At 37.4% G+C, this 19,548-nt stretch carries 16 protein-coding genes and 2 pseudogenes; 15 read left to right on the forward strand and 3 right to left on the reverse strand.

All coding sequences use genetic code 11. The features are described from left to right. Positions 1–17: 17 nt before the first annotated feature. Together JCM12304_RS02450 and JCM12304_RS02455 are read right to left on the reverse strand one after the other, a co-directional pair. Complete coding sequence (locus JCM12304_RS02450) at positions 18–1,364, reverse strand: aspartate kinase (RefSeq protein WP_060678432.1); 1,347 nt, start codon at positions 1,362–1,364, stop codon at positions 18–20. Positions 1,365–1,525: 161 nt separating this feature from the next. After that, the gene (locus tag JCM12304_RS02455; protein ID WP_019378284.1) at positions 1,526–1,756 is read right to left on the reverse strand and encodes a DUF2627 domain-containing protein; all 231 of its coding nucleotides are present in this window, start codon (positions 1,754–1,756) and stop codon (positions 1,526–1,528) included. A 133-nt stretch (positions 1,757–1,889) separates the two neighbouring features. Here JCM12304_RS02455 and JCM12304_RS02460 point away from each other — a divergent pair, with 133 nt between their 5' ends. The 10 genes and pseudogenes from JCM12304_RS02460 (at position 1,890) to JCM12304_RS02505 (ending at position 13,791) form a co-directional block, all read left to right on the forward strand. Beyond that, on the forward strand, positions 1,890–3,941 hold the full coding sequence (locus tag JCM12304_RS02460; protein WP_060678433.1) for a sigma 54-interacting transcriptional regulator: 2,052 nt from the start codon (positions 1,890–1,892) through the stop codon (positions 3,939–3,941). Between the two features lie 130 nt (positions 3,942–4,071). Further along, positions 4,072–4,992 carry a phosphate butyryltransferase gene (yqiS, locus tag JCM12304_RS02465; protein ID WP_060678434.1) on the forward strand — a complete coding sequence of 307 codons (921 nt, stop codon included), beginning with the start codon at positions 4,072–4,074 and terminating at the stop codon, positions 4,990–4,992. 1 nt (position 4,993) lies between these two features. Then, positions 4,994–6,088: a branched-chain amino acid dehydrogenase gene (gene bcd / locus JCM12304_RS02470; RefSeq protein ID WP_019378287.1), complete on the forward strand. Its 1,095-nt coding sequence runs from the start codon at positions 4,994–4,996 to the stop codon at positions 6,086–6,088. Between the two features lie 52 nt (positions 6,089–6,140). Continuing rightward, positions 6,141–7,259, forward strand: coding sequence for a butyrate kinase (gene buk / locus JCM12304_RS02475; RefSeq protein ID WP_060678435.1), 1,119 nt, complete (start codon positions 6,141–6,143; stop codon positions 7,257–7,259). Positions 7,260–7,280: 21 nt separating this feature from the next. Then, complete coding sequence (gene lpdA / locus JCM12304_RS02480) at positions 7,281–8,702, forward strand: dihydrolipoyl dehydrogenase (RefSeq protein ID WP_060678436.1); 1,422 nt, start codon at positions 7,281–7,283, stop codon at positions 8,700–8,702. Between the two features lie 17 nt (positions 8,703–8,719). Beyond that, positions 8,720–9,712 carry a thiamine pyrophosphate-dependent dehydrogenase E1 component subunit alpha gene (locus JCM12304_RS02485; RefSeq protein WP_060678437.1) on the forward strand — a complete coding sequence of 331 codons (993 nt, stop codon included), beginning with the start codon at positions 8,720–8,722 and terminating at the stop codon, positions 9,710–9,712. 17 nt (positions 9,713–9,729) lie between these two features. Continuing rightward, positions 9,730–10,712, forward strand: a pseudogene (locus tag JCM12304_RS02490) (alpha-ketoacid dehydrogenase subunit beta). Positions 10,713–10,753: 41 nt separating this feature from the next. After that, a complete protein-coding gene (locus JCM12304_RS02495) occupies positions 10,754–12,019 on the forward strand; it encodes a dihydrolipoamide acetyltransferase family protein (RefSeq protein ID WP_060678438.1) in 1,266 nt (421 codons plus the stop codon). 228 nt (positions 12,020–12,247) lie between these two features. Next, positions 12,248–12,679 (forward strand): BrxA/BrxB family bacilliredoxin, encoded by a 432-nt coding sequence (locus JCM12304_RS02500; RefSeq protein ID WP_060678439.1) that lies wholly within the window; start codon positions 12,248–12,250, stop codon positions 12,677–12,679. A 126-nt stretch (positions 12,680–12,805) separates the two neighbouring features. Beyond that, positions 12,806–13,791, forward strand: a pseudogene (locus JCM12304_RS02505) (aromatic acid exporter family protein). 31 nt (positions 13,792–13,822) lie between these two features. Here JCM12304_RS02505 and prli42 read toward each other — a convergent pair. Next, on the reverse strand, positions 13,823–13,936 hold the full coding sequence (gene prli42, locus JCM12304_RS19240; RefSeq protein ID WP_019378295.1) for a stressosome-associated protein Prli42: 114 nt from the start codon (positions 13,934–13,936) through the stop codon (positions 13,823–13,825). Positions 13,937–14,049: 113 nt separating this feature from the next. On the opposite strand from prli42, the gene JCM12304_RS02510 reads away from it, so the two are divergent. From JCM12304_RS02510 to JCM12304_RS19700, 5 genes are all read left to right on the forward strand, one after another. Continuing rightward, positions 14,050–15,693 carry an acyl-CoA mutase large subunit family protein gene (locus JCM12304_RS02510; RefSeq protein WP_060678440.1) on the forward strand — a complete coding sequence of 548 codons (1,644 nt, stop codon included), beginning with the start codon at positions 14,050–14,052 and terminating at the stop codon, positions 15,691–15,693. Positions 15,694–15,707: 14 nt separating this feature from the next. Beyond that, the gene (mce, locus tag JCM12304_RS02515) at positions 15,708–16,532 is read left to right on the forward strand and encodes a methylmalonyl-CoA epimerase (protein ID WP_019378297.1); all 825 of its coding nucleotides are present in this window, start codon (positions 15,708–15,710) and stop codon (positions 16,530–16,532) included. Further along, positions 16,532–18,082, forward strand: coding sequence for an acyl-CoA carboxylase subunit beta (locus tag JCM12304_RS02520; RefSeq protein ID WP_060678441.1), 1,551 nt, complete (start codon positions 16,532–16,534; stop codon positions 18,080–18,082). The genes mce and JCM12304_RS02520 overlap by 1 nt, the downstream gene beginning before the upstream one ends. Positions 18,083–18,106: 24 nt before the next feature. After that, complete coding sequence (locus tag JCM12304_RS02525; RefSeq protein WP_019378299.1) at positions 18,107–19,234, forward strand: M20/M25/M40 family metallo-hydrolase; 1,128 nt, start codon at positions 18,107–18,109, stop codon at positions 19,232–19,234. Between the two features lie 130 nt (positions 19,235–19,364). After that, positions 19,365–19,548: hypothetical protein (locus JCM12304_RS19700; RefSeq protein ID WP_218185767.1), on the forward strand; the 184-nt coding region annotated here is incomplete at its 3' end.

A 19,548-nucleotide genomic window follows, 5' to 3' on the forward strand; every position in this document is an offset into this window, starting at 1 on the left:
GCGCTTTTCTTAATTAATTATTCGAAAAAATGATAATATAATGAGCGAACGGCCTTGCTTAAATCTTCCTTTTTAATTCCGAACATCATAGAGACCTCTGAGGATCCCTGGTTAATCATTTCAATATTTACGTTTGCCTCTGCAAAAGCAGTTGTCGCTTTTTGTGCAACGCCAATTGTACTGACTAAACCTTCTCCTACAACCATTACTATAGCTAGATCACGGTGGATATCAACTTGATCAGGCTGTAGTTCTTCTTTAAACCGTTTTAAAATGATTTCTTCTTTGTCGCTCCCTAATCTGCTTTCTCTTATAATTATGGACATATCATCAATTCCAGAAGGAGCATGTTCAAAAGAAACGCCTTCTTCTTCTAGAATTTGAAATAACTTTCGTCCAAATCCAACTTCTCGGTTCATTAAATATTTACTTATATAAATGCTGGTAAAGCCTATGTCACTTGCAATCCCGACAACACACTTCTCATCTTGTTTCTTCTCAGAGACAATCATTGTACCAGGTTTGGAAGGATTGTTCGTATTCTTAATGCAAACCGGAATTTGAGCATTAAAGGCAGGGATAAGTGCCTCGTCATGAAATACAGAAAAACCAGCATAAGATAATTCTCGCATCTCTTTATAAGTTAATGTTCTAATTTCTTTCGGATTATCAACAATTGTAGGGTTAACTTTGTAGACTGAATCTACATCAGTAAAATTTTCGTATAAGCTGGCCTTAACCCCTGCTGCAATTATTGAACCTGTGATATCAGAACCGCCCCGGGAAAAAGTCATTAGTTCATCTTCTTCTGTGTAACCAAAGAAACCAGGTATAACCATAATTCCTTCCTTCTCACGCAGGGTCTGAATTTTTTTATAACTGTCAGGAAGGATATGAGCGTTACCTGGCTCGTTACTTACGATAATTCCAGCCTGTTTAGGATTTAAATAACGTGCATTTAGTCCAAGTTTTTGAAGGTATGCACTTAAAATTTTTGCTGAACTATCTTCTCCTATCGCTTTAAGACAATCGATGTTTTCAAGGTTATGTTCCAGGTCGATCAGTCCTTTATCAATGGATTCTTCAATTTCGTCCAATAGACTTAGTTGTAAAGCTAAATTTTCAATAATATCATTAAAACGTTGAAGAATAATTTGTTTAACTTTCTTATAATCCATTTTATGTATATAAGTGTTTCCTAATTCAATTAGTAAATCCGTGATTTTTATATCCTCTTTTGTTCTTTTACCTGGTGCAGACACTACTATGAATTTTCTTGAATCATCCTCCTTAATAATATCTCCTACTTTTATTAACTGTTCTGCACTTGCCACAGAGCTTCCGCCGAACTTTACAACTTTCATCAAAAATCCTCCCGATAACTATATTTTTTATTATTAATAATAACAAAATTTTTTATAATTTTAACAGAACAAATAAGGTCAGAGCAAATAGATTGTGGAGGCATTAAAGGAGGCTATAACAAAAAAAGACGGTCTGTAGCCGTCTTTTTTTCTCTATTCTTTTAATTCTTCTTCTTTGCTGTAGTTTCCTTCTTTCTGTCTCTATGTACAATAAAACCTCCAATGAATGCAATACCTGCTAAGAACAGTACTAAACCTATAAAAAACTGAATTCCTATATGGAAAAATACCGGATAGAAGTCAGCGAATAAGGAATCTCTCATTAACTTAATTCCAAATGCCGCAATAACACCAGGGATTAGCAACACTAGTAAAGCAATTGTTCTACTCATTTTTTTTCCCCTTAAAAATTTTCTTATTATTAGTATAGCAAATATGTGTAGGAATTGGGAAGAAAGGTTATTTGCTAAAAAATGCAGAGTATCGTATGATAAATACATGCAAAACAATGCAAGGTGGGATGAGATGAAGCGAGTACTTATCGTTGGGGCCGGTAAAGGGGGCAGTGTGCTCTTAAACATATTACGCGCGACCAAACGTATGCATATTGTTGCAATAGTAGACAAAGACATACATGCAGAGGGGTTAAGTCTTGCTAGAAAATTTAATATCTCTTGTGATAATGACTGGAAACAATGGGTAGACAAAGATATAGATATAATTATTGAAGCAACAGGAGACGATAAAGTTCTTGATGAGATCATAGAAACCAGGAGTAGAAAGACTGTTGTTATTCCAGGTACTGTAGCTTACATAATTGCGGAGCTTTTTAATGAAAAAGAAGAATTACTAAAAGAAATCCGCCTGCAAATGGATAACCAAAACCTTATTCTAAATAATATAAGAGATGGCATGATTGTTGTAAATCATACAGGTAAAGTGGACTTTGTGAATAGAAGTGCTCAGGAAATTGTAGGATTACACAAAGATGAGTTTGAAGGTAAGCAAATTCGTGAATTAATCCAAAATTCGAGACTTCCGATTATTCTACGTAATAAAAGAAAAGAAGTCAATCAAAAATTAGTATTGGAAAACGGAAAGCAAATAATTACTACAAGAATTCCAATTATCAATGCTGACGGTAATTTACAGGGTGCTTTTGCTATATTCAAGGATATTACAGAAGTAGTAAATTTGGCAGAAGAAAATACGGATCTCAAGGAAATTAAGACAATGCTTGAAGCTATAATTCAATCCTCTGATGAAGCAATTAGTGTCGTTGATGAAAACGGATTAGGCTTGATGATCAATCCTGCATATACAAAAATTACCGGTCTAAAAGAATCAGATATCGTCGGTGCCCCTGCATCTGTGGACATCTCTGAAGGAGAGAGTATGCATATGAAAGTGCTACAGACCCGCAGAGCGGTTAGAGGTGTAAGAATGAAGGTTGGGCCAACCAACAAAGATGTGTATGTGAACGTTGCTCCAATAATTGTAGACGGGAAAATTAAAGGTAGTGTCGGGGTCTTGCATGATGTTACGGAAGTCCGTTCTTTGACAAGTGAATTAAAAAGAGCAAGGCAGATTATTCGCAGCTTAGAAGCGAAATACACTTTTGATGATATTATAGGTGGTTCGTCAGAGATGAGGTTAGCTTTGGAGCAGGCAAAAGTAGGAGCGAAGACCCCTGCAACTGTTCTTTTGAGAGGAAAGTCGGGTACTGGAAAAGAATTATTTGCGCATGCTATTCACAATGAAAGTGATCGGAAGCATAATAAGTTTATTCGAGTAAACTGTGCGGCAATTGCAGAATCTATTTTAGAAAGTGAATTATTTGGTTATGAAGAGGGAGCCTTTTCCGGTGCAAAACACGGAGGGAAAAAAGGTTTATTTGAGGAAGCTAATTTTGGAAGTATATTTCTTGATGAAATAGGGGAATTATCGTTAAATATGCAGGCAAAACTTCTTCGAGTCTTACAGGAGAATGAAATTGTGCGCGTCGGAGGAACTGATCCTATTACGTTGGATGTCAGGGTGATTACAGCCACAAATGTTAACTTGGAAAAAGCAATAATGAATAAGACCTTTAGGGAAGACTTGTATTATCGGTTAAATCGATTACCAATTTTTATTCCCAGTCTTCAAGAAAGGGTCTCAGATCTCTCCGAACTCGTTCATCATATTATTGTGAAGACAAATCAGGATTATGGAAAAAACGTCAAATCTATATCAAATGAAGCACTTACGGAATTAAAAAAATATAATTGGCCGGGAAATATCAGGGAATTGGAGAATGTGATAGGTCGAGCAATGATTTATATGGATATTAATGAGGAAGTTATTCAATTAGAGCATTTACCCGAACTAGGGGTTACAACAAAAGTATCAAACCAGCCTACTGTGAATGATTTAACTGAAGCACAATCTTTACAACTGGCTGTAGAAAGATATGAAAGAAGTTATATTGCAAAAATATTTGAAAAGAACAATTTTAACAAAACTAAAACAGCTAAGGAATTAAAAATTTCAATAAGAAGTTTATACTACAAATTAGAAAAGCATCAACTTGAATAATGCAGCATGCAAAATTTTGCAAACGCGCATGAAAATGCATAGTAATATTATGGGTGGTTAAAGCGCTTACAGGAATTTAGGGTTGGCATGTTTCTTGCATTATCTTTATTAGGGACTCTAGGAGGGTATGATGCAAACATTAGAAGAAATCAAACAAAAAGTTAGAACGAAAAGAAAGCAGAAAGTATCCGTGGCAAATCCTGCTGATCAGGAAGTGCTTTTAGCAATTAAATATGCTCTTGAGCAAGATTTTTGTACCTTTTTATTAGTTGGTGATTCTGAGAAAATACGTTCAGCTGCAAGTGATATTGCTTTAGAGTTAGATCCTCGGTATATAAATATTGAGGATGTTAAAGGGGAAAGTGAAATTGCGAGGGTAGCTGTTTCTGCGGTTCATAATAGAAAAGCTGATATTTTAATGAAGGGTAATATAGCAACTAAATCTCTGTTAAGAGCCGTACTGCATAAGGAATACGGACTTAGGTCAGGACAAGTATTATCGCATGTGGCTCTATTTGAGATACCAGGCCAAGATCGTTTATTTTTTCTTACAGATGCAGCAATGAATATAGAACCAGATTTAAAAGTCAAAGCACAAATTATACAAAATGCAGTTAAAGTAGCAAGAGGAATTGGTTACCAACGACCTCGAGTCGCCATTCTTGCACCAGTTGAAGTTGTAAACGAAGAGATGCAGTCTACAATAGACGCAGCAATCTTAACCCAAATGCAAGTCAGAGGACAAATTACAGGATGTACTGTTGATGGTCCACTCGCATTTGATAATGCTGTTTCATCTGAAGCTGCTAACCATAAGAATATTCAATCAGAAGTTGCTGGTAGAGCGGATATTCTTATGGTTCCATCCATTGAGGTCGGAAATACATTATATAAGTCTTTTGTATATTTTGCAGAGGCAAAAGTGGCAGCTGTAGTTAGTGGTGCTAAGGCTCCGATTGTACTAACATCAAGGGCTGATTCCGCGGAGAGTAAGTTAAATTCGTTAGCTTTAGCTTTGTTATCATCAACAACATTTGAGGAGGAGAATTAAAATGGAAATTTTTACTTATATGGAGAAATATGATTATGAACAGTTGGTTTTTTGTCAGGATAAAAGCTCAGGATTAAAGGCAATCATCGCAATTCACGATACAACATTAGGTCCAGCTTTGGGAGGTACCAGAATGTGGACTTATAGTTCAGAAGAAGAAGCGATTGAAGATGCTTTAAGACTGGCGAAAGGAATGACTTATAAGAATGCTGCAGCCGGTCTTAACTTAGGTGGAGGAAAAACAGTAATTATTGGTGATCCAAAGAAAGATAAAAATCCAGAAATGTTTAGGGCATTCGGCCGTTATATTCAGGGATTAAATGGTCGCTACATCACTGCAGAAGACGTGGGAACAACTGTACAAGATATGGACTTAATCCATATGGAAACTGACTTTGTTACAGGTATCTCAGCAGAGGCAGGTTCATCAGGTAATCCTTCTCCAGTTACTGCATACGGTGTTTATAAAGGAATGAAAGCTGCTGCTAAAGAGGCATTTAACGATGATTCGCTTGAAGGGAAAACAATTGCCGTACAGGGAGTTGGTAACGTAGCGTATGCTTTATGTGAGTACTTACATAAAGAAGGCGCTAAACTGATTGTTACAGACATCAACAAAGGAGCAGTCGAGCGTGCAGTAGAAGCATTCAATGCAACAGCGGTTGACCCTGAGGATATTTATGATGTGGATTGTGATATTTATGCTCCTTGTGCTTTAGGCGCAACAGTAAATGATGATACTATTCCAAGAATAAAAGCTAAAGTAATTGCCGGATCTGCTAATAATCAACTCAAATCATCAGAACATGGAGATATTATTTTTGAAAAAGGAATTGTATATGCTCCTGACTATGTAATTAATTCTGGTGGTGTGATAAATGTAGCTGATGAATTAGTTGGATACAATGAAGAGAGAGCACTTAAAAAGGTTGAAACTATTTATGATAGTTTACAAAAAGTATTTGAAATATCCCGAAGAGATCATATTCCTTCATATTTAGCTGCAGATCGTATGGCTGAGGAAAGAATTGAAGCAGAAAGAAATTCGAGAAGCCAATTTCTATTAAATGGGCACCATATTTTAAGTAGAAGATAATCTATAGCTATTAGTAGAGCAACAGTTCCATTAGTGGCTAAATTGTCCGCTAATGGGCTGTTTACTTTCTCAACGGAGGGAAAATAATTTGAAACCACAGTACAGAATACTTGTCATTAACCCTGGGTCTACCTCTACTAAAATTGGCGTTTTTAATAATGAGCACTGTATTTTTGAAAAGACACTTCGTCATAACGTTGAGGAGTTAAGTCGTTTCCCTCATGTTGTAGATCAATTTGAATTTAGAAAACAAGTTATATTGGAACAGCTCGATTATGAAGGTATCAATATATCAAAATTAAATTCTGTTTGCGGGCGCGGTGGTTTGCTTAGAGCAATTGAAGGAGGTACATATCAAGTTAATGAAGCGATGCTTCACGATTTAAGGGTTGGGTATAACGGTGAACATGCTTCCAATCTAGGAGGAATTCTCGCATATGAAATTGCTTCAGGACTAAACGTAAATGCTTATATAGTAGATCCGGTTGTTGTTGATGAATTAGATGATATTGCACGTTTTTCAGGGGTGCCTGAAATTCCTAGAAAAAGTATTTTCCATGCTTTGAATCAGAAAGCAGTTGCACGAAGGGCTGCGTCCGATTTAAGTTCTTCCTATGAAGATCTTCATATAATTGTAGCTCATATGGGTGGTGGGATCACAGTTGGGGCCCACAAAAATGGAAAAGTAATCGATGTCAATAATGGCCTGCATGGAGAAGGTCCATTTTCTCCTGAGAGAGCCGGAACAGTGCCTGCTGGGGACCTTGTTTCCATGTGTTTTTCAGGGGTTTACTATAGGGACGAAATAATGGGAAAGCTTGTTGGAAAGGGTGGGTTAGTAGCTTATCTAAACACCAATGACGCTTTAGAAGTGGAAAAGAGAATTGAAAGTGGAGATGAATTTTCACTAAAAGTATATGAGGCTATGGCATATCAAGTCGCAAAAGAAATTGGTTCTATGAGCACTGTCCTCGAAGGAAATGTAGACGTAATTGTGTTAACCGGCGGATTGGCATATGGAAGGACATTTGTAGAAATGATCACAAAAAGAGTTGGTTGGATAGCTGATACATTAACATATCCTGGTGAAAATGAACTTAACGCCTTAAATGAAGGTGTACTTCGTGTACTTCGTGAAGAAGAAAAGCCAAAGATATATACACATAGTTAATTAGGAAGGAGTGGTAGTTGTATGGCAAAGGAATATGATTTAGTTATTTTAGGTGGAGGAACTGGTGGCTACGTTGCTGCTATTCGGGCTGCACAAATTGGAATGCAGGTAGCCGTTGTAGAAAAAGAAAAGTCAGGCGGAACTTGCCTGCACCGTGGATGTATACCTTCAAAAGCTTTGCTTAGGAGTGCGGAAGTATATCGACAGACAAAGCAAGCTAGCGAATTTGGTATAGATACGGAAAACACAACTTTAAATTTTTCTAAAGTACAAGAAAGAAAAGAAAGCATCGTGAGCAACTTGCATCAAGGTGTGCAAGGACTAATGAAAAAGGGTAAAATAGATGTTTTTGAGGGGTATGGTCGGATATTGGGTCCGAGTATTTTTTCTCCAATGCCAGGGACTATTTCCATTGAATATGCAAATGGTGATGAAAACACAATGATTGTTCCTAAAAATGTGCTAATTGCTACAGGGTCAAAACCTAAATCCTTACCGGGACTTACTCTTGACGGAACATATGTAATGAGTTCTGATGAAGCTTTACAGATGGAAGAGTTGCCTAATTCCATAATTATTGTAGGCGGCGGAGTAATCGGAATTGAGTGGGCTTCGATGCTAGCTGATTTTGGTGTAAAGGTGACAGTAATTGAATATTTACCACATATTCTTCCTACAGAGGATGAAGCGATTGCAAAGGAAGTTGAAAAGCAGTTAAAGAATAAGGGAATTACCTTTGTGAAAAGTGCCAAAGTCTTACCGGAGACACTTGAAATTAATAATATGGTTTCGATAGAGGCAGAAATTGATGGGGAAAAGAAAGATTTCAACGCTGACAAGATGCTTGTTTCTGTTGGACGTGAAGCTAATACAACGAATATTGGTTTGGAGAATACGGACATTGTAGTTGATAAAGGTTTCATACAGACAAATGATTATTATCAGACAAAAGAAACACATATTTACGCTATTGGTGATGTAATAGGTGGAATGCAACTGGCGCATGTTGCTTCACATGAAGGTATTGTAGCCGTGGAACATATGGCGGACCAAAAACCGCAACCACTTAATTACAATAATATACCTTCCTGTATTTATTCTAATCCCGAAGCAGCAAGTGTTGGACTAACGGAGAAACAAGCCAAAGAAGCAGGCTTTCAAATTAATGTTGGTAAATTCCCTTTTAAGGCTATTGGAAAAGCACTTGTTCATGGTGAATCAGATGGATTTGTAAAAGTTATTGCCGATAAAACAACAGAAGATTTATTAGGTGTTCATATGGTGGGACCGCATGTAACAGATATGATTTCTGAAGCTGGTTTGGCAAAAGTATTGGACGCTACACCATGGGAAATTGCAAATACAGTGCACCCACACCCAACTCTTTCAGAGATAATGGGAGAAGCTGCTTTGGCAGTGGAAGGAAAACAAATTCACGGATAACTAAAGGAGTGAGATGTATGTCTAAGGAACGTCATGAAGCATTAGGTTTATCTGATGACCAAGTTTTGGAAATGTTTAAGACTATGCTGCTGGCCAGAAAATTAGATGAAAGAATGTGGTTATTAAATCGAGCAGGGAAAATTCCGTTTGTCATATCCTGTCAAGGACAGGAAGCAGCACAAGTAGGGGCTTCCTTTGCTTTAGATAGAGACAAAGATTATGTTGCACCATATTATCGTGATATGGGTGTTGTGCTTGCGTTTGGAATGACTGCTACCGAATTAATGCTATCTGGATTTGCCAAGGCTGAGGACCCGAATTCAGGCGGGAGACAAATGCCAGGACATTTTGGTCAAAAGAAAAATAGGATTTTAACTGGTTCTTCGCCAGTCACTACGCAGGTTCCCCATGCAGTTGGAGTCGCACTTGCTGCAAAAATGGAGAAAAAAGACTTTGTTTCTTTTGTAACTTTAGGAGAGGGATCATCCAACCAAGGTGATTTTCATGAAGGGTTAAACTTCGCAGGTGTACATAAATTACCTGTCATTACAATGGTTGAAAACAATAAATATGCAATTTCTGTCCCTATTGAAAAGCAAATTGCAAGTAAAAATGTCTCTGACAGGGCCCAAGGATATGGTATGCCGGGCATCACAGTAGATGGAAACGATCCACTCGCTGTGTATGAAGCAGTCAAAGATGCAAGAGAACGTGCAATTAATGGAGAAGGCCCGACACTGATTGAGGCAGTTTCTTACCGCTTAACAGCACACTCAAGTGATGACGATGATCGTCAATACAGGGAAAGTGATGAAGTTGAAGAGGCTAAACAAAAGGATTCCATCATAACATTCGCAGCCTATCTTAAAGAAGTAGGTATTTTAACGGAGGAAGTTGAAAAAGAGTTAAATCAAGAAATTGGTTCAATTGTTAATGAGGCTACAGATTATGCTGAAAATGCTCCATATGCGGATCCGGAAGATGCTTTAAAATATGTTTATGAAGAGTAAGGAGGGAGTAAAATAAAATGCCAGTAATGTCTTATATTCAAGCAGTAACTACTGCATTAAAAGAAGAAATGAAACGTGATGAAAAAGTATTTATCTTAGGTGAGGATGTAGGTAAAAAAGGTGGCGTTTTCCGAGCAACTGATGGATTATATGATGAATTTGGAGAAGCTCGTGTATTGGATACTCCTCTTGCTGAATCGGCTATTGCAGGAGTTGGTATAGGTGCAGCAATGTATGGTATGCGGCCTGTTGCTGAAATGCAGTTTGCAGACTTTATTATGCCAGCCGTAAATCAAATTATTTCAGAAGCAGCTAAAATTAGATACCGTTCAAATAATGACTGGAATGTGCCCATTACAATTCGAGCTCCTTATGGTGGTGGAGTACATGGCGCATTGTACCATTCTCAATCTGTTGAGGCAATTTTTGCGAATCAACCAGGCTTGAAAATTGTAATGCCATCAACTCCTTATGATGCGAAAGGATTATTAAAAGCTGCTATAAGAGATAATGACCCTGTTCTTTTCTTTGAGCATAAACGCGCCTATCGTTTACTTAAAGGAGAGGTTCCTGAGGAAGATTATGTATTGCCTATTGGAAAAGCTGATGTTAAGCGGGAAGGTACCGATATTACTGTTATCACTTATGGATTAAGTGTTCACTTTGCTTTACAGCTGCTGAAAAGCTTGCCGAAGAAGGTATCGACACTCATATTTTGGACCTTAGAACTGTCTACCCACTTGATAAGACAGCAATTATTGAAGCTGCGAAAAAGACTGGTAAAGTACTATTGGTTACAGAAGATAATAAAGAAGGAAGTATCATTGGAGAAGTAGCAGCAATTATTGCAGAAAATTGCTTGTTTGACTTGGATGCGCCAATCAGCCGCTTAGCAGGACCAGATGTTCCTTCCATGCCATACGCTCCAACAATGGAAAAATTCTTTATGATTAATCCAGATAAAGTAGAAAAAGCAATGCGAGAACTAGCTGAATTTTAAAAAATCATACTTTGCATATTTACTAGAAGGAGGAAAGTAGGATGGCCCAAGAAAAAATTAACATGCCGCAATTAGGTGAGAGTGTAACGGAAGGTACCATTAGTTCTTGGCTGGTTGCTCCAGGAGATAAAGTGAACAAATATGATCCTATCGCTGAAGTAATGACTGACAAAGTGAATGCGGAAGTTCCATCCTCGTTCACAGGTACAATTAAGGAGCTTGTGGCAGATGAGGGACAGACAATAGAAGTAGGAGAATTAATGTGCTATATCGATACGGAAGAAAGTCAATCGGGTGCAGCTAATGAAGAGACTTCAGAGAAAGCCGATTATGAAGCTAGTGAAGAAGTAAAAAGCGAGACTGATAGGTCTATGAAAAAACGCTATTCCCCCGCAGTGCTTCGTATGGCTCAGGAAAACGATATTGATTTGTCACAAATAGAGGGAAGTGGCAGGCAGGGAAGAATTACGAGAAAAGATATAGAGAAGATAATTAAATCAAATAATCTTCCACAAGAAAGCACAACTTCAAGTGAAGTTACTGTCAATCAATCTAAAACTGAACCAAGTAAAATGAAGTCAGAACAAAACCAGTCAGTATCATCTTCAGCAGGAGATATTGAAATTCCAGTCACCGGGGTTCGTAAAGTGATCGCCCAAAATATGGTACGCTCAAAGCAGGAGATCCCACATGCATGGATGACGGTTGAAGTGGATGTAACAGACTTAGTGACTTACCGGAATAAAGTAAAAAATGATTTTAAGCAGAAGGAAGGCTTCAGTTTAACTTTCTTTGCTTTCTTTGTAAAAGCTGTTGCTCAGGCTCTTAAAGAATATCCGCAACTTAATAGTACTTGGGCAGAAGATAAGATTATTCAGCGGAAAGACATTAATTTATCAATTGCCGTAGCAAAGGATCAAGAATTATTTGTACCTGTTATTAAACATGCTGATGAGAAAAGCATAAAAGGTATTGCTAGAGACATATACGAACTAGCGATGAAAGCACGTTCAAATAAGCTTACCTCTTCAGATATGCAAGGAGGTACCTTCACTGTGAATAATACGGGATCATTTGGATCTATCCATTCCATGGGGGTTATTAATCATCCTCAGGCAGCAATCCTTCAAGTTGAATCTATAGTAAAGCGACCTGTTATTGTAAATGACATGTTTGCTGCAAGAGATATGGTTAACCTTTCATTATCATTAGACCATCGAATCCTTGATGGATTGGTTTGCGGACAATTTTTAGCACGCGTTAAAGAAATTTTAGAAAATATGAATTCATCTACCAGCTTATACTAAGCGATGAAGGACATCACTACTTCACGTATTAAGTATAGATTACAATTAAGCATTAATTATCTATACAGTTTTTTAGCTGAGATAAAACCTAAATTTGCTGACATAGCACTTTGATGAACTCATCTACTACAATCTTTGTACAACTACTTAGAATTGAATTCTGTAAATAAAATTGATATGCTAATGTTAGTTTTTACAAATACTATGAAAGAAGGGGATGTACTTACTATGGATTTCAACTTATTTATGAATGATGTAGTGGACGCTGCACGACAGGATATAAGAGAAGCTGGTTATGAGGAATTGAAAACACCTGAAGAAGTTGATCAGGCACTTAGCAGACAAGGCACGACTCTTGTGATGATTAACTCTGTGTGTGGCTGTGCCGGTGGTGTGGCTCGTCCAGCTGCAGCAAACGCCATTCATTATGATAAAAGACCAGATAACCTTGTTACCGTATTTGCTGGACAAGATCGTGAAGCTACTGAAAGAGCACGTGAACATTTCGAGGGATATCCTCCTTCTTCTCCGTCTTTTGCCTTTTTAAATGATGGTAAAATTGTAACTATGCTGGAAAGACATGATATTGAAGGATTCAGCGCTATGGATGTGATTGGAAAACTGCAGAATATCTTTGATGATCATTGTAAAGAAGTATAATTATATTTCTTAAAGTTTATTATTAGTCCATATCTATATGGTAAAATAATAATTATGAGGCTGTCTCTATGTTACTTAGGTCAGTCTCATTTTATTCATTTGATTATTTAAAAGGGGAATAACATTGTGAAGATTGGCTACCGCACAATTAAAACAGCAATTGGGACTCCGTTAGCTATTTCAGTTGCTCAGTTATTAGGTGTTACCAACTTCGTATCTGCAGGAATATTAACTATATTATGTATTCAACCATCAAGAAAACAATCCTTTTTAAGTGCCTGGAATCGTTTTTCAGCTTGTATTATCGCAACAATATATTCATTTATATTTTTTGAAACAATAGGTTACAACCCACTAGTTGTTGGCTGATGCTTGCGGTTTTTATTCCCACAACTGTTTATTTGAACATTACCCAAGGTATCGCTACAAGCTCTGTAATTATATTAAATTTATATAGTGCCTCTTATATGTCCGTTTCTTTTTTAGTTGATCAGTTTTTGCTTATTATTATTGGGGTGGGTATAGGTTTACTACTGAATTTATATATGCCAAGTTTAGATAAAAAGCTTACTGAAAAACAAATGCTGCTAGAAGAAAACTTTCAAGTAGTATTGTTTGAAATAGCTCAATACATAAGAAATAAAAATATTGACTGGGACGGTAAGGAAATTACTAAAATACAAGAACTACTAGAAGAAGCGCATGACTTGGTAGAAAGAGACCAGGAGAATCATCTATTACGAAATCGACATCCTTTCAGGGATTATTTTAATATGCGAGAAAGACAGTTTGAATTATTACAGCGCATGCTACCTCTTGTTACTAAATTACCGAAACAATATTCCATATCAGAGAAGATAGCAAACTTTTTTGAAGGTTTATCAAATGCAGTCCATCCAGGTAACACAGCAATTCTTTATTTGGAGGAACTGGAGGAATTACGAAAAACTTTTGATGATGAAGATTTACCTACTTCTAGAGAGGAATTTGAAACAAGGGCAAATCTATTTCGTTTACTTCATGAAATTGAACAATATTTGTTATTAAAGAAGAAATTTAAAACAAGTGATGTTTCAAGCAAAAGATCCAAAATAAAGAAGAGACTGGAGTAAACTCCAGTCCTTCAAATCTTGATCCGTATTATTATATGAATAACGACAATCCAGCTGTCAATGAAGAGAGAACCATTGCAATAATCATAATGTAAATAATAACTTTAGCCCTGCGTTCGCGTTTTGACTTTCTTTTTACAGCCATGTTTCGTCCTCCTTTAGTACCTGATTCTATTTGTATTCTATCGTGAAACTGTAGATTGGACAAGTACTAATTATAGAAATAAATAAACGTTTTAAAAGAATGGAGGTTTTTATATGAAAGAATCAACTAACAATAAAGCTAAATGGGAAGATCAAGTGGAGTCTATAATAAAGCGCTTTCCTGAAAGGAAGGAGAAGTTTACAACATCTTCTGATACAGAAGTAAAGCGACTATATTCTGATGAAAGCAATGAAGAAATACATAAATTGGGTTATCCAGGGCAATATCCCTACACAAGAGGAATACAGCCTACAATGTACCGGAGCCGGTTTTGGACGATGAGACAATACGCTGGCTTTGGCTCCGCAACAGAGACAAATAAACGATTTCGTTATTTATTAGACCAAGGGCAAACCGGACTTTCTGTAGCCTTTGACTTGCCTACACAAATTGGTTATGATTCTGACGATGTTATGTCTGAAGGAGAAGTCGGAAAAGTGGGTGTAGCAATTGATACACTTCACGATATGGAACAATTGTTAGACCAGATTCCTCTGGATAAAGTAAGTACTTCTATGACAATAAATGCCCCAGCGTCTGTATTGTTATGTATGTATATTGCTGTAGGGGAAAAACAAGGTGTGTCCCTAGATAAATTGACGGGAACGATTCAAAACGACATCTTAAAAGAATATATTGCGAGAGGGACTTATATCTATCCACCAAAACCTTCAATGAGATTAATAACAAATATATTCGAATATTGTCAAGAACATGTGCCAAAATTCAATACAATTAGTATCTCAGGTTATCACATAAGGGAAGCTGGTTCTAACGCTGTTCAAGAAGTAGCTTTTACGATAGCAAATGGAATGGCATATGTAGATGCAGCGTTGGAATCTGGATTGGATATCGATGCATTTGCATCACGTTTATCATTCTTCTTCAATGCACACAATAACTTTTTTGAAGAAATAGCTAAGTTTCGTGCAGCTAGGAGAATTTGGGCTAAAATCATGAAAGAACATTACAAAGCTAAAAATTCAAAAAGCTGGAAAATGCGCTTTCATACACAAACCGGCGGATCGACCTTAACAGCCCAGCAACCGGATAACAACATTGTTAGGGTTACATTACAGGCTTTGGCAGCAGTAATGGGAGGAACGCAAAGTTTACATACAAATTCCCGTGATGAAGCACTGTCACTACCTACAGAAAGTTCTGCCAGAATTGCTTTACGAACACAACAAATAATAGCAAATGAAAGCGGTGTCGCGGATACTATTGATCCTATGGGAGGTTCTTACTATGTAGAGGAACTGACAGATCAAATAGAGAAAGAGGTTAACAAGTATCTTGATCGAATTTCTGAAATAGGCGGGGCAGTTCAAGCTGTAGAAGAGGGATATATGCAAAGAGAAATACATCAAAACGCTTACGAAACTCAGAAAAAGATTGAAAAGGAAGAGGAAGTAATTGTTGGACTGAATAAATTTCAACTTGATGAGGAAGTAAATCCTGACCTTCTTAAAGTAGATGAAAAACTAGAGAAGGAGCAAGTTAATAACTTGGAAAAAATACGAAAACAACGGAACCAGGATGAAGTTTTGAAAACCCTCGCAGAATTAAGAGAAAGTGCAAAAAATAAAAATAGTAATTTAATACCTTATATTTTGGCTGCTGTAAAAGCATATGCAACACTTGGTGAAATATGCAATGTGTTGCGTGATGAATTTGGTGAGTATACAGGGGCATAAAGGAGAGATGTAAATTGGGGAAAATTCGTGTATTAGTAGCAAAGCCGGGTTTAGACGGTCATGACCGAGGAGCATTAGTAATATCTCAGGCGTTAAGAGATCACGGTATGGAAGTAATTTATACAGGATTACGCCAATCACCTGCACAGATTGCCCAAGCAGCTGTACAAGAAGATGTAGACGTAATAGGTTTATCATCCTTATCAGGTGCTCATAATACTTTATTTCCTAAAGTGTTAGAAGAATTGAGTAAGCGAGATGCTGCAGACATTCCGGTAATCGGAGGAGGAGTCATACCGAGTGAAGATATCCCTTTTTTATTGGAAAAGGGGGTTAAAAATATCTTTACAAGCGGTTCATCAACCGAAGCATTAGCAAACTACATTCAGGAATTAATTGATCCTAAAACTAAAGAAATGATTCCGCCAAAGAAAATAGCTCATATAGGTATAGCTGTAAAGAATATTGATCATGCACTACCATTTTATACAGGAGCTTTAGGACTGAGTTTGGAGGGTGTGGAGAAAGTAGAAACGGAAGGTGTTAAAGTTGCCTTTTTAAAGATTGGTGAGTCACGCTTTGAGTTATTAGAGCCTTTAGATGAGAATTCGCCGATTCAAGGATTTCTTGATAAAAAAGGGGAAGGAATTCATCACATAGCACTGGAAGTAGATGATATAAATAAAAGATTGAAAAAGTATAAATCAGAAAATATAAAATTAATTAATGATGAACCAAAAAAAGGTGCTGATAATAGCGAAATCGCTTTTATCCACCCTCAATCTGCCAACGGGGTATTATTTGAATTATGTCAGCATTTAGGCAGGAGTGAAGATTAATGGATATATTTGATAAGATTAATGAATTATACGATAAACGCAGATTAGTGGAACTAGGCGGCGGAGATGAAAAGATTGATAAGCAACATGCAAAGGGAAAGATGACGGCCAGGGAAAGAATTGATTACCTTCTGGATGATGGCAGCTTCGTTGAATTAAACCCTTTTATTGAACACCGAGTTTCTGATTTTGGTATGAACAGTAATTCTGCTAAAGGGGAAGGTGTCGTCACAGGTTATGGAAAAATCTCCGGTAAACCTGTATATTTATTCGCCCAGGATTTTACTGTCTATGGTGGAGCTTTAGGGGAGATGCACGGCAAAAAAATTGCTGCTGTAATGGATTTAGCTGCAAAAAATGGTGTTCCTTTCATCGGCTTGAATGATTCTGGGGGAGCTAGAATACAAGAGGGGGTGTCATCACTAGATGGATATGGACAAGTATTTTATCGAAATTCCATCTATTCCGGTGTAATTCCCCAAATCTCTGTTATTATGGGACCGAGCGCTGGTGGAGCAGTCTATTCACCAGCAATTACCGACTTTGTAATCATGGTGGAAGAAACGTCGCAAATGTTTATTACCGGGCCAAAAGTAATTGAAACAGTAACTGGTGAGAAGATTTCTTCGGAAGATTTAGGAGGGGCACATATTCATAATGCAAAAAGTGGCAACGCCCATATTAAGTCGAAAAACGAAGAAGAAGCTTTGGATGCAGTTCGAGAGTTAATTTCTTTCTTACCTGCGAATAATAAAGTGAAAACAGAAAAACTCTCCGTTGATAATACAGATTCTGATGAGCGGCCGGAACTAACTGATATTGTTCCATTTAATGCCAGGAGCCCGTATGACGTGAAGAATGTAATTGAACAAGTTGCCGATAAGAATACCTTCTTTGAAATTCATAAGCATTTTGCAAAAAATATTGTCGTAGGATTTGCTAGAATTAAGGGTGAAACGGTAGGCCTGGTTTGCAATCAACCTAAATATTTAGCTGGCGGACTGGATATAGATTCAAGTGATAAAGCAGCTAGATTTATTAGATTTTGTGATTCATTCAATATTCCGTTAGTTACTTTTGAGGATGTTACAGGTTTCTTCCCTGGTGTGAAACAGGAACATGGGGGAATTATCCGCCATGGAGCTAAAATTCTTTATGCCTATTCAGAAGCAACTGTCCCCAAAATAACTGTAATAACTAGAAAAGCATATGGTGGAGCTTATGTAGCATTAAACAGTAAATCAATAGGAGCTGATTTAGTCTATGCTTGGCCAAACGCAGAGATTGCTGTAATGGGGCCTGATGGGGCAGCGAATATTATTTTTGCTAAAGAGATTGCTGAAAGTGAGAATCCAGAAAGTACCAGACAGGAAAAAATTGATATGTATCGGGAGAAGTTTGCAAATCCTTATGTAGCTGCAGGTTTGGGGATGGTTGATGACGTCATCGATCCAAGAGAGACAAGGATAAAATTGATTCAGGCTTTAGAAATGCTCTATAATAAAAAAGAAGAAAGACCAATGAAGAAACACGGAAATATTCCACTATAAAAGTTGTACACTGGAGGCACTGGAATGACATTAGTAAACAAAGACAGATTAGTTAATGAATTTTTTGAGTTGGTTAAGGTGGATTCTGAAACAAAACACGAAGCCTCAATAGCAAAAGTTTTAAAACAAAAATTGAAAGATTTAGATGTAGAAGTATATGAAGATGAGAGTATTACCAAAACTGGCCATGGAGCCGGTAACCTTATCTGTTTACTAAAAGGAAATAAAGAAGATACTGACTGTATTTATTTCACTTCCCATATGGATACGGTAGTTCCTGGAAAGAGTATCCAACCTTCAATTAAAGACGGATATATTGTATCTGATGGAACAACTATTTTAGGTGCAGATGATAAAGCCGGACTTGCTGCTATTTTAGAGTCAATTCGAGTGATAAGAGAAAATAAAGTGGAGCACGGCGATATACAATTTATTATTACCGTTGGGGAAGAATCTGGTTTAGTTGGAGCTAAGGCTCTAGATCGTTCTCTTCTCAAAGCTGATTATGGTTATGCTTTAGATAGCAATGGTGATGTTGGAGACATTATTGTAGCTGCACCTACGCAAGCAAAGTTATTTGCGGTAATTAAAGGAAAAACTGCCCATGCTGGAGTTGCCCCTGAGAAAGGAGTTTCTGCCATTACGATTGCTTCTAAGGCCATTTCTCGTATGCCTTTAGGTCGAATTGATGAGGACACTACTGCAAATATTGGTCGGTTTGAAGGGGGAAAACAAACAAATATTGTTGTGGATCATGTAGAAATTTTAGCTGAAGCCAGATCGCTTGTTCCAGAGAAAATGGAAGAACAAGTTAAAAAAATGAAACAAACTTTTATCACTGTTGCAGAAGAAATGGGAGGATCTGCTGAAGTTGAGGTCAAAGTCATGTATCCAGGATTTAAGCACCAGGCCGGTGATCAAGTAGTTGAGATTGCAAGAAGTGCTGCTAAAAAAATTGGCAGAGAGAGCAAGTTATTAAAAAGCGGCGGCGGGAGTGACGCTAATATTATTGCCGGGCACGGGATACCGACTGTAAACCTTGCTGTGGGCTATGAAGAGATTCATACAACCAATGAACGAATTCCGGTAGATGAACTTGTGAAAGTAACAGAGCTTGTAACGGCAATCATTGAAGAGGTTGCAGCTAATTAAGTTATATTAAAAAAAAGTCCTATCAGGTATTTTGCCTGGCAGGGCTTTTTTGCATGTTCAACTATACATGTTGAGGTTATTCAATGCGTCGGAAAATAGATATACTGCGACATAACTTGGTTGTTTGAACATGACCGTTTCGGAAAATACACTTCGCTTTCCGTGGGCAACGCTTCAGCTTCCTCGGAAGAAAACCACTTCCTTGAAAAAGAAACCCACTTTTTCTGCGTGCGATGTTTCTCATAGAAGCTTTTCTGGTCCTACGGGATCTTCAGCTGGGGCTGGGACTGCGTTACCTCGTCCCACCGAAGACC

The organism is Virgibacillus halodenitrificans JCM 12304, assembly GCF_001310895.1.
In the GTDB taxonomy this organism is placed as follows: domain Bacteria; phylum Bacillota; class Bacilli; order Bacillales; family Amphibacillaceae; genus Virgibacillus_Q; species Virgibacillus_Q halodenitrificans.